A 15,756-nucleotide genomic window follows, 5' to 3' on the forward strand; every position below is an offset into this window, starting at 1 on the left:
AGTCTAACTTTCCATGAATTCAACTAAAAAAGTTCGACCCCAAAAACGGCCTTTTTCCGGAAAAAAAGCCGTTTTTTTGTTTCTGTCTTGACATTCCGGGAAGTACCGTCTAAACTTCGAAAAGTGTGATAATGATTATCATTGGCGAAAGAATAAAAAAAGCCGATGATGCAAAGGGGACCTTTCCGACTATGAAAACGAACAAAAAATCCTACTTAGCTGCGGCTTTCATGCTGCTGCTGGTATTCGTTTTGAGCGCCTGCGGCGGCGGGGCGCAAGAACAAAACGCAGCCTCGACGGAGCCGAAGCAGGAAGCCTCGGTCGCGGCCGCGACCGAAAATCCGGCGGACAGCGCGGCCGAAGAATCGGGAACGGTTACGTACGAATCCGAAACCGGACCTGTCGAAATCCCGGCCCACCCCGCGCGCGTCGTCGCTTTGACCAATGCGCCGAACGTGATTTCGCTCGGGATTACGCCGATCGGCGTCGATCAGTGGACGGCGGCGAATCCGCTGTTTACCGACAAGTTGAAAGAGGCGGCCATCGTCTCGGAAGAAGACCCGGAAACGATCGCCGCGCAGGCGCCGGATCTGATTATCGCCGGCGCGCATATGAAAAACCTGGATCAGCTGAGCAAGATCGCGCCGACCGTGGTCTACACCTGGGGCAAGCTGAATTATCTGGACCAGCAGGCGGAAGTCGGCAAGCTGCTGGGCAAAGAAGCCGAAGCGCGTCAGTGGGTCGACGACTTTACCGCGAGAACCGCGGAAATCGGCGGCAGGATCAAAGCGAAATACGGCGAAGACGTCACGGTATCCGCGATCGAGCTGGACGACAAAAGCGCGTTCGTGATGGGCGACAACTGGGCGCGCGGAACCGAGATTCTGTACCAGGCCATGCAGCTCAAAATGCCGGATAAAGTCAAAGAAGCCGTCTCGGAAGAAGGCTATTACTCGCTGTCGCTCGAAGTGCTGCCCGAATATATGGGAGACTTTATCGCGGTCAGCCGCAAGCTGAACGCCGACAGCGAAATCATGGACTCCAATGTGTGGAAACAGATTCCGGCGGTCAAAGAAGGACATGTGATCGAATTCGAATCGACGGCTTCTTCGTACAGCGACCCGACGACGCTCGAATACCTGCTGGACATTTTCGAAAAAGGATTCCTGGGGGATTCGAAGTAAAAGCGTACAAGAGCGAAGATTCGCCGCGCATGTACCTTTTGCGTTGGCAACGCCCTAGTACCTTGTCAACACTAAAGGTAAGGTTACGCCCTCCTGAATCGCACTTAAAGCGTGTGCGTTTCAGTTGAACGTAAACCTCTGATTAAGAGTTGGCAACGTGCTAGTCGTCAGGTATACAAAAACGCCCGGAAAGCGGGTCCGATCGTGATCGGGCCGCGCGTTTCCGGGCGTTTTTTTGCGATTGGCGGCCGCTTTGCGATCTACCGGCTCGGCCGGTCGCCCTGCTCGTCCAATCCGCGAAACAGCTTCAGTACGACGATCAGCACGACGACCATGACCAGGATCGGAATCCAGATCGCGCTGAAAGGAAGACGGACTTCCACCACGCCCGCGACCAGAGCCCCGAAGCAGTAGATGGTCACGGCGATAAATCTCAGCCAGGTATCGCCGCCGATCTTGACGGGTTTGCCCGCGCCGGCGCCGAAGCGTTTGCGGAAGTAAGCCACAAAGTCTTCGATCACGCTCGCCAGATTATTGGTGAGGACGGTGGTCGAGATACCGGCGATGCCCAGCTTGCGCGCCGCGGTCGTCTGCATGCCCATCGCGCTGCTCAGCAGCAGGATCAGCAGATGCAGCATCGTTTCGCTCATATCCGGACCGGCCAGCGCCGCGAACAGCACATAGAAAGCCAGCTCGATAAACAGGATCAGCGTGATCCGCGCCGGCCAGAAGCCTTTGGCTTTGCTTCCGCTGAGCAGCACGGCCGCCGCGGCGTTGCCGGCGATAAAGCCGAGGCAGGCGAGCGCCGCCCGCAAAAAAGACAGCTCGGCCACATGCGCGAACGACATGCCGAGGATCACGATGTTGCCGGTCATATTCGCCGTGAAGACGCGGCCCAGATGGATATAGCCGATGACGTCGACGATACCGGCCGACATGCACAGCAGCATGAGAACGCCGCTGCGCCAGGTTTTGACGTGCAATACATTCATTCCTTTCCAATATGCGGCTGGTGAAACCCACTCTACGATTCTCGCAAGAAAAAGAGCGGATTTCAAGAAAATGCGCAAAAGAATTTTCATTATCGACGGGCCGGGCTTGCAGAAAGCTTGCGGCATTTGTAAAAAAAGCGTGCGCGGAAGCGGCAGAAAGCCGCAAAAAGGTTATGATGAATAAGAGGGCGGCAAACCGGCAGTTTGTCCTGCTTGCGTTCACGGGGCAAACCGCCGGTTTTGAAGTTCCGGAAAAAGGAGGACTGCCTGTGCACGGACTGTACGAGATTGTAAGCTGGTCGCTGGCCGGGATCGTGCTGCTGCTTCTGCTGCTGATCGTGTATGCCAGCGTCCGCAACGGCATCAGTCCGATGCCGACCAGCCGTCCGGTGCGCCGCATGGTGATGCGCGAAATCGGACGGCTGCCGAATCGCGGCCATATCGTCGAAGCCGGATCGGGCTTCGGCACGCTGGCGCTGAATTTGACGCGGCGCTTTCCGCTGTGCAAGGTGACGGGCGTGGAGAACTCGCTGATCCCGCTGCTGTCTTCCCGGCTGCTGGCGTCGGCGAACCGGATGCCGCGATCCCGGCTGTCGTTTCGGCGCGGCGATCTGTTCGCTTACGAATACGAGAACGCGGATCTGGTCGTCTGTTACCTGCACCCCGCGGCCATGCGGCGGCTCGGTCCGATACTGCGCGAGCGCGTCGCGGACGGTACCCGCGTAGTCAGCGTCTTTTTTGCATTCGACGATTGGGAACCGGATACGATCGCCGTTTGCGGCGATCTGTACCGCACCAAAGTATACACGTATACGGTGCGGCTGCCGCTGGAGCATCCCGTGGACATCCGGGTGTAATCATTTTGCGATCGAAAGGTGGACAAACAAATGGAATACGTCAAATTGGGCAAAACGGGACTCGACGTCTCGCGCATCTGTCTCGGCTGCATGAGTTACGGCGTGCCGGAACGGGGTCCGCATCCGTGGTCGCTGGGCGAGGAAGAAAGCCGGCCTTTTATCCAAAAAGCGCTGGAGCTTGGCATTAACTTTTTCGATACGGCCAATGTGTATTCGGACGGTACGAGCGAAGAGATCGTCGGACGCGCGCTGGCGGACTTCGCGAATCGCGACGAGATCGTGCTGGCGACCAAAGTGCACGGCAATATGCGCAAAGGGCCGAACGGCGGCGGGCTGTCGCGCAAAGTGATTATGGCGGAAATCGATCACAGCCTGCGAAGGCTCGGCACGGATTACGTGGACCTGTACCAGATTCATCGCTGGGACCCGAACACGCCGATCGAAGAAACGATGGAGGCGCTGCACGATGTGGTCAAAGCGGGCAAAGCCCGGTATATCGGCGCTTCGTCGATGTACGCGTGGCAGTTCCTCCAAGCGCAGCATACGGCGGAGCGCCATAACTGGACCCGGTTCGTCAGTATGCAAAACTACGTCAATCTGCTCTACCGCGAGGAAGAACGCGAGATGCTGCCGCTGTGCGACGCGGAAGGCGTCGGCGTGATTCCGTGGAGCCCGCTGGCCCGCGGCCGCCTGACCCGCGATTGGGAAGCGAGCAGCAAGCGCTCCGAGACCGACGCGTTCGGCAAAACGCTGTACGCCGACACCGAAGACGCCGACCGCCGCGTGGTCGAAGCCGTCGCCCGGGTAGCGGAGGAACGCGGCGTGCCACGCGCGCAGATCGCGCTCGCCTGGGTGCTCCAGAAGCGCCCGGTAACCGCCCCGATCGTCGGCGCGACCAAGACGTATCACCTGGAAGACGCCGCCGCGGCGCTGTCCGTCCAACTGACGGACGAAGAGATCCGGCGGCTGGAAGAACCTTACGTGCCGCACGCGGTGACGGGGCATCGGTGAGGGGGTCGCGGTAAGGATGGATGAACGATTTGCGGTGGAATAAAATTGCGGTAAGCCAGTAAGCCAGTAAGCCAGTAAGCCAGTAAGCCAGTGAGCCAGTGAGCAAGTGAACAATCAAGCGCGCGAAATGCAAAAATCCATCTTATCTTCCGGACAAAGCCGATTTTCGATCGATAAAGTGCAGAAATCCACTCTATTTTCCGTACGAGCCGGCAAAAGGCTCTGTTCGGACGAATAAAGTGGATTTTTGCATCTTATAACCCTATTTCGGATAAATGCTGCGAATAAAGTGGATTTTTGCATCCCAAGGAGTCGAGGCGATCCTCGGGGATTCGGGATTGTCTAAATTTTTTTTGTTTTAGCCATCCCTTATTTTTAAATCTGCAAAAAAGCCGTATCTCGCGGTAGATAGCTGGTTACACGACTTCCCGTTGCGCGATACGGTTCAAACCATCCTTTTTCGCACAAATTTCGAAGCGTTTTGACCGCGGTGCGGTAATCGAGATCGAGATGAACTTTGACGTCGACCGGACGAATCGGCCGAAGCAGCGTGCAGGCCAGCCGGATCACTTCTTTTTCCATAATCGCAGCGCGAGCCCGTTCTCCTCCCACACTCTGGTACCGCCCCAGCACCATCCGCAGCAGCGTGATGCACAGGTCGGGCTGCCGGGCGACGTCGTCGTAGGCGAAGGAGATCACCTGGAAGCCGAGCGCGGTCAGGAACGTTTCGCGATTGAGTTCCCGGCAGAATTTGCGGCGGTCCATGTCCTGGACGTGCGGGCCGAAGCCTTTGATCTCTACAATCACTTTGGCGTAAGGCGTAATCCAGGCGAAGTCGCAAAAGTAGTGCAGTCCGCGCCAATCCGCCACCTCGTACTCCGGGTGCAGATGCTCGAAGTCGCGGCGAAGCGGCCACCAGACGTTTTGGCAAAATAACTTCTCGGCTTCCCGGTGTCCGCGCTGCAAACGGTCTTTCCGCTCGCCGCTTCAGCGTTCGAGATGTTGTTCCAGAAATGCGGAATGGGCTTGTTCGAATTCCATAGTATTTTTCCTCCTTGAATTTGCGTACGCGCCTGGCTGACGGAAACGCAAAAAAACGTCCCGTCTCCATTCGCAGGGAAGGAGAGGGACGTGCTTCGTCGCCGATGTTGATTTTTTTAATATCGCTAACTTGATTGTAGGCGTTCTACCGGATTTTTACCAGACTTTTAAAATTCAATTTACGAAGCCGAAGCGGCCAAAGTGTGCTCGATCGCCGCCTGTGCTTCCGCCGGCTGGACGGCGCCTTTCGGCATCACGTTGCCGTCTTTGTCCGCGGCCAGGATGCCGACGTTCAGCAGCTGCGCTACCGGAGTCTTGGCATAAGCGGCAACGGACGAAGCGTCTTTGTACTTGCCAAGTACGGTCGCCGCGTTGAGCGGCTCCAGACGATCTTTCAGGAAACCGGCGAGGATGGTCGCCATTTCCTGGCGGGTGATCTTCTGGTCCGGGTTGAATTTGCCGCCGCCGTAGCCTTTGATATAGCCGGCTTTGACCGCTTCGGCGATCGCGTCCGCGTAAGGCGCGTCGCTCTTCACATCGGTGAATGCGCTGCTCGGCGCGGATACCGCGTTCAGACCCAGCTCTTCAACCAGCCGGGATACGAATTCGGCGCGCGTCAGCGAGTCCGCCGCAGGCGTCGAAGGAGCCGTTGCCGGCCCGTCGGCATCCGGCGCTTCCGCTCCGGCCGCAGGCGTGTTGGCGATTCGGCCGTCGACTTTGGCCGTGATCGCTCCGCCTTTGAACGTGTCGACGATATACTTGTAGAACACGTCGAGGTCAATCGGGCCGGCGAGGGAATCGCCGGCTTCGGTCAGCACGGCGTAGTTGTCGCCGCCGGCCGCCATAAAGTTATTGACGACGGCCGTATACGACTTGGCCGGGTCGATCGGCGTGCCGTCGGTCAGCGTCAGCTTGGATACGCGCTCCGCCACCGGTTTGTTCAGGTCGGCGCTGTATTTCAGGCCGGAGATTTGCAGCGTTTTGGTATTCGGGGTGCCGTCGGCGTTGACGCCCCACTGCTGCTGGAGCAGTTTTTCGATCTGCGCGCCGGTCAGCGTCAGCTTGACGAGCGTGTTGCCGAACGGTTGGATTTTCGCCAAGTCGGCGAATGTGACGTCGCCTTTGGGCAGGTCGGCGCGAATGCCGCCCGGGTTCATAAACGCGAAGTCGGCCGCTTCTTTGCCGTCGCCGAAATCGGCGGCGCGCATCGCGTCGGCGATCAGGTTGCCGAGTGCCGCTTCGTTGTTGTAAGCGTCCGTGCGCGTAACCGAACCGTCGGTCGTGCCGACCGGTTTGGTCAGTTCCGGGTGCTTGTCCATGTATTTCTTGATCAAAGCCTGGGTAGCGGCGTCGGGGGTTACGCCTTCTTGATACGTGGTCGTAACCGTAGCGGATTTCTCCGTTACGTCGCCCGTAGCCGGATCGATCAGCAGCTTGATGTCTTCGAACGCCGTGCCGTACGAGTAAGCCTGTACGATCAGCTTGCCGTTGACTTCGCCGTTGGCGAGCGCATGGTTGTCGCCGGCCACGATCACGTCGATCGGGGAGTTTGCCGGCAGAGCTTTCGCCAGGTCGGCCGCTTCGCCCGTTGTGACGCCTTCTTTGGTTGTGGCCGGATCGTGCGCCAGCACGACGATCGTTTCGACGCCCTGATCCTGGAGTTCTTTCGCATATTTGTTGACCGCGGTCACTTCTTCGGCGGCGCTCAGGAAGCGTACGCCTTTGGTCCCCGACGGAGCCACTTTGGAAGGCGTGGATTTGGTGACCAGGCCGATAAAGCCGATCTTCACGCCGCCGACTTCTTTGATTACGTAAGGCTTAATCAGCGTTTTGCCGGTCGCTTCTTCCACAACGTTTGCATTGACGTAGTCGAATTTGACGCCGGCGTGCGTGACTTTGCCTTCTTTGGGATCGAGTCCGCCGCCGAGCTGCGCTTTGAGCGCGGCGATGCCCTGGTCGAATTCGTGGTTGCCGAGCGAACCGACATCGAATCCCATCATGTTCAGCCATTCGAGCGTCGGCTCGTCGCGTTCCAGCGAAGAGATCGGCGCCGACGCGCCGACGGAGTCCCCGTTATGGAACAGCAGCGAGTTGGCGTACTTGGCCTGCGTTTGTTTCAGGTATGTAGCGAGAATAGGGGCGGTGCCCGCCGCTTTGTCTCCGACGGTGGAAGTCGTGTCGAGCTGTCCGTGCAGATCGTTGATGCCGAGCAGGTGAACCTCGACATCGTTTTCGGCCGCAGACGCGCTGCCCGCGGCGCCCAGCAGTTGAGCCGACAGCAGCGCGGCTGCCGCCGTGCCGACGACCGGCCGTTTCCAATTTCTCCAATTCATAAAGTTGCATGCCTCCCAAAGTTTGAATGCAGTGACTTGTCTCGGTCACTGGTAGTCCGGTGACATTGTATCACATGGGATTTTTTATAATCAAAGGTTGTGTAAACTCTGTGTTAAATATATTTTGCGAATCCCTTAAAGCGCTTGCGAAAAAAATCAGTTTGACAATTTTCGTCCGTCCGTGATATAAAGTGAAGCAATGAGCAAAGCACTTCGGCAAGATCCAGCCGCGTTTCCGCCCGTCGGAATCGCCATAGCAAGCGTTGAAGGGAACCCAGTAGCATTCATCTGTTGCATAACCAGAGAGCCGGCGGTCGGTGCGAGCCGGTATGCGAATGAATGCGAATTACGTCCCGGAGCTTCCCGTTTCGAACCCGTCTTCCGGTGATCCGGAAGCGGAAGAAGCGGGACGGAACCCGCCTCCGTTATCCGGCGTCGAGTGGAACATGTACCGGCCGCAAGCGGCTCGCATGTTCAATGAGGGTGGTACCGCGATTAAGACTCGTCCCTGTAGAAATACAGCAGGACGGGTCTTTTTTGACGTTTGGACCCGAAAGCTCGCGCCGGAAGAACCCGGGCCGGGGGAGCGAAGACTACCGTGCGCGGCCGGTTTGAAGATGCTGCCGAAATTTGAAGGAGGAATACACAATGACGAACGAACATACCCCGATCGAGGCCAATGCGCTGCTGGACGATCTCGAATACAGAGGACTGATCTACCAGGTCACGCACCGCGAAGAACTGCAGAAGAAACTGACCGAGGAAAGCGTCACGTTCTACAACGGTTTCGATCCGACGGCGGACAGCCTGCATATCGGCCACCTGCTGCCGGTGCTGACGATGCGGCGTTTCCAATTGGCCGGACACCGTCCGATCGCGCTGGTCGGCGGAGGCACGGGCATGATCGGCGATCCGAGCGGACGTTCCACCGAGCGCTCGCTGAACACGGCCGATACCGTAGCGGACTGGACGAGAAAACTCCAGAACCAGCTGTCGCGCTTCCTGGACTTCGGCACGGGCGACGCGAAAGTTCCGGCCAAGATGGTCAGCAACTACGATTGGCTGGGACCGATCTCGATGATCGATTTCCTGCGCGACGTGGGCAAGAACTTTACCGTCAACTACATGCTGGCCAAAGATTCGGTCGATTCGCGTCTTCAGCACGGCATCTCGTTCACCGAGTTCTCGTACATGATCCTGCAGGCATACGACTTCCAGCGGCTGCATGAAGACGAGAACTGCTCGCTGCAGCTCGGCGGAAGCGACCAGTGGGGCAATATCACGGCGGGCCTCGACCTGATCGGCAAAACGGGCGGCGGCGACGCATACGGCATGACTATGCCGCTGGTGACCAAGAGCGACGGCAAGAAGTTCGGCAAATCCGAATCCGGCGCCGTCTGGCTCGACCGCGGCAAGACGAGCGCGTACGCGTTCTACCAGTTCTGGATCAACACGGACGACGCCGACGTCATCAAGTTCCTGAAATTCTTTACGTTCCTGAGCCGCGAGGAGATCGAAGCGCTGGAAACGCAGCATCTGCAGGCGCCGGAAAAACGGTCCGCGCAGCGCGAACTGGCCCGCCGCGTGACCGGCCTGGTGCACGGAAACGAAGCAGTGGATAGCGCGGAGAAAATCACGGCGGCGCTGTTCTCCGGCAACTTCGCCGAATTGAGCGAAGCCGATCTGGCGGAAGCGCTGGCCGATATGCCGACCACGCCGGCCGCAGCCGATTCCGAGCCGCTGCTGATCGATCTTCTGGTCGAAACCGGCGCGGCTCCGTCCAAAGGGCAGGCGCGCAAAGACATCCAGAGCGGCGCGATCTCCGTCAACGGCGAGAAGCGCACCTCGATCGAAACGGTCATCGGAGCCGAAGACCGCCTGCACGGCACGACGCTCGTGCTGCGCCGCGGCAAGAAGAACTACTTCGTGGTTCGTTTTCAATAAAATGAGTATACGCAAGCACGCATAAACCGAGCATCACCGCCCTGCGGCGGCCGGGAAACGGATCTTCCGTTCCCGCCGCCGCAGGGCTTTTTTTGCATCCCGGGGTCACGCACGATCTCAAAACGCCGCTGTGCTCTATTTCCGGTTATACGGATCTGCTGCCCATCCAAACGAAATCGCTTCATAATGGAAGAGCTGATCGGCGACCCGGGCCCGGCGGAGCGTTCTTTGTAAAAAGTCCCGCGGTGCATTATAATTCGGGCAAGGACATCCTGTTCAGACTCCGAGAGCCGAACTCTTTTATTCTTATATAATGAGGTGGAGCTTTTGCCTAATACATTGACGAAAAAATACAAGTATGTCGCGCCCGAAAACGGGTATCCCGAGTGGAACAACAATCCCGAGATTTTTCAGCTCAACCGCTTGGACGCCCATGCGGCTTGGATTCCTTATGCGACCGCGGAAGAAGCGCTGGCGGATGGCGAAGAATCGAGCCGGGTGCTTTCGCTGAACGGAACGTGGAAATTCCATCACGCCGACAAGCCGGCCGATCGTCCGCAGAACTTTTATGAAATCGGTTACGATACGTCGGGCTGGGCCGATATTCCGGTACCCGCCCACTGGCAGCTGCACGGTTACGACTATCCGCATTATACGAACGTGCGCTATCCGTGGCACGAACGCGAGCCGATCGAGCCGCCGTTTGCGCCGACCGAATACAATCCCGTAGGCTCTTACACCCGCTCGTTTACCGTGCCGGAGGAATGGACGGACCTGCCGGTCTATATCAGCTTCCAGGGCGTCGAATCGTGCTTCTACATCTGGGTGAACGGCGATCTGGTCGGCTACAGCGAAGATACGTTTACGCCGGCCGAATTCCTGCTGACTCCTTATCTGCAAAAAGGCGAAAACATGCTGTCCGTGGAAGTGTACCGCTGGTGCGACGCGAGCTGGCTGGAAGACCAGGATTTCTGGCGGCTGAGCGGCATCTTCCGAGACGTTTATCTGTATGCCAAGCCGAACGTGCAGATCGCGGATGTGCAGGCGACGGCCGATCTGGACGATTCGTTCGAGAACGGGCTGCTCCGGATCGGCGTGCAAATCGCAAGTCCGCTCGGCAAAAAGGCGGGGATCCACACGATCGAAGCGCAGCTGCTCGACGCCTCCGGCCGCGAAGCTTCGGCGCGCATGACGGCAGACGTCGAAGTGCTCAAAGATACGCTGTACGCGGCTTCCCTGTCGGCGCTTGTGCCGAAGCCGGGCAAGTGGTCCGCCGAAACGCCGAATTTGTATACGCTGCTGCTGACGCTGTCGAGCGAAGAAGGGGTGCTCGAAGCGGTCCGCTTGCGTATCGGCTTCCGCAGGTTCGAGATCGAAGACGGCATTATGAAGAGCAACGGCAAACGCATCGTGTTCAAAGGCGTCAACCGCCATGAATTCAGCGCCGATCTGGGACGCGCCGTGTCGGTGGACGATATGATCGCGGATATCAAATTAATGAAAGCGAGCAATATCAACGCCGTGCGCACGTCGCACTATCCGAACCATCCGCGCTGGTACGAGCTGTGCGATCAATACGGGCTGTACGTGATCGACGAAACCAATCTGGAAACGCACGGCAGCTGGGAGTACGGGCAGGCGGAAGAATCCGAACGCACCGTGCCCGGCAGCAAGCCGCACTGGCGCGCCAACGTGCTCGACCGGGCCAACTCCATGTACCAGCGGGACAAAAACCACCCGTCGATCGTAATCTGGTCGCTCGGCAACGAATCGTGGGGCGGCGAGAACTTCCTGCATATGGCGAATTTCTTCCGCGCGGTCGACAAAACCCGGGTCGTGCATTACGAAGGGACTTTTCATGCGCGGCAGTGGGACGAAGCTTCCGATATCGAAAGCCATATGTACACCAGCCCGCAGAAAGTCGAAGAGTATGCGAAAAGCGGGCCGAAAAAACCGTTTATCCTGTGCGAATACAGCCATGCGATGGGCAACTCGTGCGGCAATCTGTTTAAATATACCGAGCTGACGGACCGCTATCCGGTGCTTCAGGGAGGGTTTATCTGGGATTGGATCGACCAGGCGATTCGTTCGCGTACGGAAGACGGAATCGAATACCTGGCGTACGGCGGAGATTTCGGCGAATCGCCCAACGACGGCACTTTCTGCGGCAACGGCCTGATCTTCGCGGATCGCACGGTCAGCCCGAAGCTGGCGGAAGTCAAAGCCTGCTACCAGAACGTCCGGTTCGAAGCGGTCGATCTCGATCGAGGAAAAGTGCGCGTGCGCAACGACTTCCTGTTTACCGACTTGAACCGCTACAAACTGTGCTGGGAAACGGCGCGCGGCGGCGAAGTCGTCGAGCGCGGCACGCTGCCGCTCCAGCTTGAGCCGGGGCAATCCGCCGAGCTCGAGATCCCGTATACGCTGCCGGACCGCAGCGGCGAGTATACGCTGACGCTGACGTTCGTCGAGCCGGAGAACCGGTTCTGGGCGGATGCCGGGCACGAAGTCGCTTTCGGACAGTTCGTGATTTCTTCCGGCGAAAATGCTGCCGCGCAGGACGAACTCGGGGGCGCGGCAGCGGGAGCGCCGCTCAAGACCGAAGACGACGGAACTTCGCTGACGGCTTCGGGAGAAATGTTCGCCGTCCGTTTCGACAAGCAGAGCGGCGATCTGGTTTCGTGGATCTGGAACGGCAGCGAACGGCTCAAAGCGCCGGTTCGTCCGAACTTCTGGCGCGCGCTGACCGACAACGACCGAGGCAGCAAACTGGAAGAACGCAGCGGAATCTGGCGCGAAGCCGGCGCCAAGCGCAAACTTCGCAGCCTGGATGTGTCGGGCGCGGCGGACCGGCTGAACGTGGAGGTCCGGTACGAGCTGCCGACGAAGCCGGCATCCGAAGCGCTGCTGGTCTACGAGGTGCTCGGCTCCGGCGAGATCGGGGTCTCGCTGCGGCTGCTGCCGGGCGCGGGACTGCCGGAGATTCCGGAAATCGGCGTGCTGCTGGAGCTGGACGGAAGTCTGGACCGTTTGAAATGGTACGGCCGCGGTCCGCACGAGAACTATTGGGACCGCCGGGCGGGAGCGCGGCTCGGGATCTACTCGGGGCTTGTCGCGGAGCAGCTTACGCCGTATCTGCGGCCGCAGGAAGCCGGTAACAAGACCGGTGTGCGCTGGGCGGAACTGGCCGGGGCGGACGGCTTCGGCCTGCGGGTGGAAGGCCGGCCCGACGTCGAGCTGAACGCGCTGCCGCATGCGCCGGAAACGCTGGAAGCGGCGGACCATGCATATAAGCTTCCGGCGTCCGACCGGACCGTGCTGCGCGTCAATCATCGGCAGATGGGCGTGGGCGGCGACGACAGCTGGCAGGCGAGAACGCATGAGGAATTCACGCTGCCGGCGAACCGGGAATACGAATATTCGTTTACGCTGCGCGGATTGTCGCCCGAGAGTTGAAGCGGCGGCATCCGGCGTAGATCATGAGGGGATTTGCGTGAGAAGCGCTGCGGAAGCGTTCTCTCCCGCTTGTCGCTTGTTTGCGGGCAAGTCCGGGGCTGCGCAGCGGAAAGGAAGGAATACGACATGCAAGGACATGAAGTGCGTGAACGCGCGAAAAAAGTGTACGGCGGCATCGACGAACTGGTCGGCAATACGCCGATGGTCAAGCTTCGCCGCCTGGCGCCGGAGAACGCGGCGGAGATTTACGTGAAGCTGGAGTACTTCAATCCGTCGGGCAGCGTGAAAGACCGCGCGGCGCGCAATTTGATCGAAACGGCGGAGCGGCGGGGCCTGCTGGCTCCCGGCAGCACGATTATCGAGCCGACCAGCGGCAATACCGGCATCGGCCTGGCGATGATCGCCGCGGCCAAAGGCTATCGGGCGATCCTGATCATGCCCGACAATATGTCGCGCGAACGCATCAATCTGCTCAAAGCGTACGGCGCGGAAGTGGTGCTGACGCCGAGCGCGGAACGGATGCCCGGCGCAATCCGCAAAGCGGCGGAGCTTCAGGCCGGCATTCCCGGCAGCTTCGTGCCGCAGCAATTCGAGAATCCGGCGAACCCGGACGCGCATCGGGGCACGACCGCGGTCGAGATTCTCCAGCAAACGGAGGGGCGTCTCGACGCCTTCGTCGCGACCGCCGGCACGGGCGGAACGATTACGGGCACCGGCGAAAGCCTGCGCGCTGAGCTGCCGGATCTGCATATCGCGGTCGTGGAACCGGAAGGCTCGCCGGTACTGTCCGGCGGCGCGCCCGGTCCGCACAAACTGGTCGGCACCAGTCCGGGCTTCGTGCCGCCGATCCTGAATACGGACGTGTACGACGAGATCGTCCGCATCAAAGACGACGAAGCGCTGCGTACCATGCGCGATCTGGCCCGGCTTGAAGGCCTGCTGCTCGGCCCGTCGTCGGGAGCGTCCGTATATGCGGCGATCGGGATCGCCCGCCGGCTCGGCCGTGGCAAAAAGGTCGTCTGCATCGCGCCCGATACGGGCGAGCGGTATTTGAGCATGGGAATTTTCGACTGAGACGGCTTAGGGCCGATGACGCTCCGGTACTCGGTACTGGTACTCCAAATTCAATCGACGAAAGGCGGATACCGCATGGAAACAAAGCGAGACAGGCTCGAGGTTCGCGCGCTGCCGGGTTATCCCGAAGAAATCGGATGCTGGCTCTGGGCGATGGAAGATGTAAGGAGCAAGCTGCTGAACAAGATCGGCGATCTGACCCAGGCGGAACTCGACGCGCAAATCGACGGCTATCCGACGACGATCGGCGCTCTGCTGTACCATATCGCCCGCGTCGAAGCGGGCTGGCTGTATTTCGATATCCTGCAGGCGAACGGGTTCGGTGCGGATATCGAGCCATGGCTGCGCGATGAAGAGCGCGACGAACAGGGGATGCTGAGCCACGAGACGGGCGAGAGCCTGGACCGGTATATGGAACGGCTGGCGGTCGTGCGCCGCGATTTCCTGAATCGGTTCAAAGCGATCGATTCCGAAGACTGGAGAAGAATCCGGGTACTGCCGGACGAATACGACGTAACGCCGGAATGGGCGGTCTATCATCTGCTGGAGCACGAAGCGCATCATCGGGGGCAGATTTACCGGATGATCGGACAACTGCGCAGACGAACGTGAAGACGGAAGCGGAATAGGCAAAAGAAAACCCGGCGGGTTCTCGCTTGAGTACGGGGACCCGCCGGGTTTTTGGACGCGGAGCCGCTTTTTTGCAGGTTCAGCTTTCGATGTGGCGGGTATAAGGTCCCCAGGCAACAAAAGCCCGCCGGATTTGCGGCGGGAACGGCACAAGCCGTGCAGAGGAGGGACGAGGATGGCCCATCGGGACGCCTATTTCGACAATCTAAAATTTCTGTTGATCGCGCTGGTCGTCGTCGGCCACGCGATCGAACCGCTCAGCTCAGATCCGGCCCTGCGGCCGCTTTACTTAACGATTTACGCTTTTCATATTCCGCTGTTCGTGCTGATTTCGGGTTACTTTTGTAAAAATATCACGAGCACCGATTACCGGATCAAAGTGGTCGGATCGCTTGTCGTGCCTTATTTGATCTTCGAGACGCTGTATTCGCTGTACGATTACGCGTTCTCGGGCGGCCAGCGGCTGACGTTTTCCTATTTTACGCCGTACTGGCTGATGTGGTTCATCTTCAGTTCGATCATCTGGAAAGCGGTGCTGCCTTATGCGGTAAAGATCCGAGGCGCGCTGCCGATCTCGATCGTGGTCGCCGTGCTGGCCGGTTATGCGACCGATGCCGAGTATTACGCCAGCATCTCGCGGACGATCGTGTTTTTTCCGTTTTTCCTGGCCGGCTACTATCTGGATAAAAAAACGATTATCCGCCTGCGCACGCCGCTGCTGAAAGGATTGTCGATTTTTGTTTTGGCAGCCGCAGGGGTTATCATGGTAAAGTACGGGAGCTTTATCCGGGCCGAATGGTTCTACGGAAGCCTGCCGTACCGGGCGCTCGGCCATCCCGAATGGACGGCCGGTCTATATCGGATCGCCGCTTACGCCGCATCCGTGCTGATCGGCGGCGCGGTGATGATCCTGATGACCGGACGCACCGTTCCGCATGTCTCCAAACTCGGACGCAATACGCTGTACGCGTATCTGCTGCACGGGTTTGTCGTGCGAAGCCTGCCGACCTCCTGGCTGTACGACCATTACGGAGCGGGCTGGTGGATGGCGGCGCTGATTCCGCTGGGCCTGCTGCTGACCGCGTTCCTCTCGTCGGAGCCGGTAATGAGCCGCTTCCGCTGGCTGCTTGAGCCGAATCTGGACCGATGGTTCAAGAAAGCCGATCCGGCCGAACAGGGAAGCGGAGGACGGCGCGAGCGCAGGCCGCAGCCGAGAAACGACTAAGACACGCCC

The 15,756-nt window shown here is 59.2% G+C and carries 11 protein-coding genes and 1 other annotated feature; of the genes, 8 read left to right on the plus strand and 3 right to left on the minus strand.

Annotation, left to right across the window (positions count from 1 at the left end; all coding sequences use genetic code 11):
* The first annotated feature begins 191 nt into the window (after positions 1-191).
* Positions 192-1,184, plus strand: a complete 993-nt coding sequence (locus QWJ34_RS18740) for an ABC transporter substrate-binding protein (protein WP_302730193.1) — start codon at positions 192-194, stop codon at positions 1,182-1,184.
* 260 nt (positions 1,185-1,444) lie between these two features.
* Here QWJ34_RS18740 and QWJ34_RS18745 read toward each other — a convergent pair whose 3' ends face one another.
* A complete protein-coding gene (locus QWJ34_RS18745; protein ID WP_302730194.1) occupies positions 1,445-2,167 on the minus strand; it encodes a YoaK family protein in 723 nt (240 codons plus the stop codon).
* A gap of 278 nt (positions 2,168-2,445) precedes the next feature.
* Here QWJ34_RS18745 and QWJ34_RS18750 point away from each other — a divergent pair, with 278 nt between their 5' ends.
* Complete coding sequence (locus QWJ34_RS18750) at positions 2,446-3,033, plus strand: class I SAM-dependent methyltransferase (RefSeq protein WP_302730195.1); 588 nt, start codon at positions 2,446-2,448, stop codon at positions 3,031-3,033.
* Between the two features lie 30 nt (positions 3,034-3,063).
* Positions 3,064-4,044 (plus strand): aldo/keto reductase, encoded by a 981-nt coding sequence (locus QWJ34_RS18755; RefSeq protein ID WP_302730196.1) that lies wholly within the window; start codon positions 3,064-3,066, stop codon positions 4,042-4,044.
* 375 nt (positions 4,045-4,419) lie between these two features.
* On the opposite strand, the gene QWJ34_RS18760 is transcribed toward QWJ34_RS18755, so the two are convergent.
* A complete protein-coding gene (locus QWJ34_RS18760; RefSeq protein ID WP_302730198.1) occupies positions 4,420-5,010 on the minus strand; it encodes a DUF559 domain-containing protein in 591 nt (196 codons plus the stop codon).
* A gap of 254 nt (positions 5,011-5,264) precedes the next feature.
* Positions 5,265-7,418 carry a 5'-nucleotidase C-terminal domain-containing protein gene (locus QWJ34_RS18765; protein WP_302730200.1) on the minus strand — a complete coding sequence of 718 codons (2,154 nt, stop codon included), beginning with the start codon at positions 7,416-7,418 and terminating at the stop codon, positions 5,265-5,267.
* Between the two features lie 254 nt (positions 7,419-7,672).
* Positions 7,673-7,931, plus strand: a binding site (T-box leader).
* Between the two features lie 135 nt (positions 7,932-8,066).
* Between QWJ34_RS18765 and tyrS the strand changes: the two genes are divergently transcribed.
* The 5 genes from tyrS (at position 8,067) to QWJ34_RS18790 (ending at position 15,747) form a co-directional block, all read left to right on the plus strand.
* Entirely contained in the window at positions 8,067-9,362 is a 1,296-nt protein-coding gene (gene tyrS, locus QWJ34_RS18770; protein ID WP_302730202.1) for a tyrosine--tRNA ligase, read from the plus strand.
* 339 nt (positions 9,363-9,701) lie between these two features.
* Positions 9,702-12,818 carry a beta-galactosidase, LacZ type gene (lacZ, locus tag QWJ34_RS18775; protein ID WP_302730259.1) on the plus strand — a complete coding sequence of 1,039 codons (3,117 nt, stop codon included), beginning with the start codon at positions 9,702-9,704 and terminating at the stop codon, positions 12,816-12,818.
* A gap of 126 nt (positions 12,819-12,944) precedes the next feature.
* Positions 12,945-13,892 (plus strand): cysteine synthase A, encoded by a 948-nt coding sequence (gene cysK, locus QWJ34_RS18780; protein ID WP_302730204.1) that lies wholly within the window; start codon positions 12,945-12,947, stop codon positions 13,890-13,892.
* Between the two features lie 75 nt (positions 13,893-13,967).
* Complete coding sequence (locus tag QWJ34_RS18785; RefSeq protein WP_302730205.1) at positions 13,968-14,504, plus strand: DinB family protein; 537 nt, start codon at positions 13,968-13,970, stop codon at positions 14,502-14,504.
* A gap of 193 nt (positions 14,505-14,697) precedes the next feature.
* Positions 14,698-15,747 carry an acyltransferase family protein gene (locus QWJ34_RS18790; RefSeq protein ID WP_302730206.1) on the plus strand — a complete coding sequence of 350 codons (1,050 nt, stop codon included), beginning with the start codon at positions 14,698-14,700 and terminating at the stop codon, positions 15,745-15,747.
* Positions 15,748-15,756: the final 9 nt, after the last annotated feature.

The sequence above is a fragment of the Saccharibacillus sp. CPCC 101409 genome (assembly GCF_030518235.1).
Classification (GTDB): Bacteria; Bacillota; Bacilli; order Paenibacillales; family Paenibacillaceae; genus Saccharibacillus.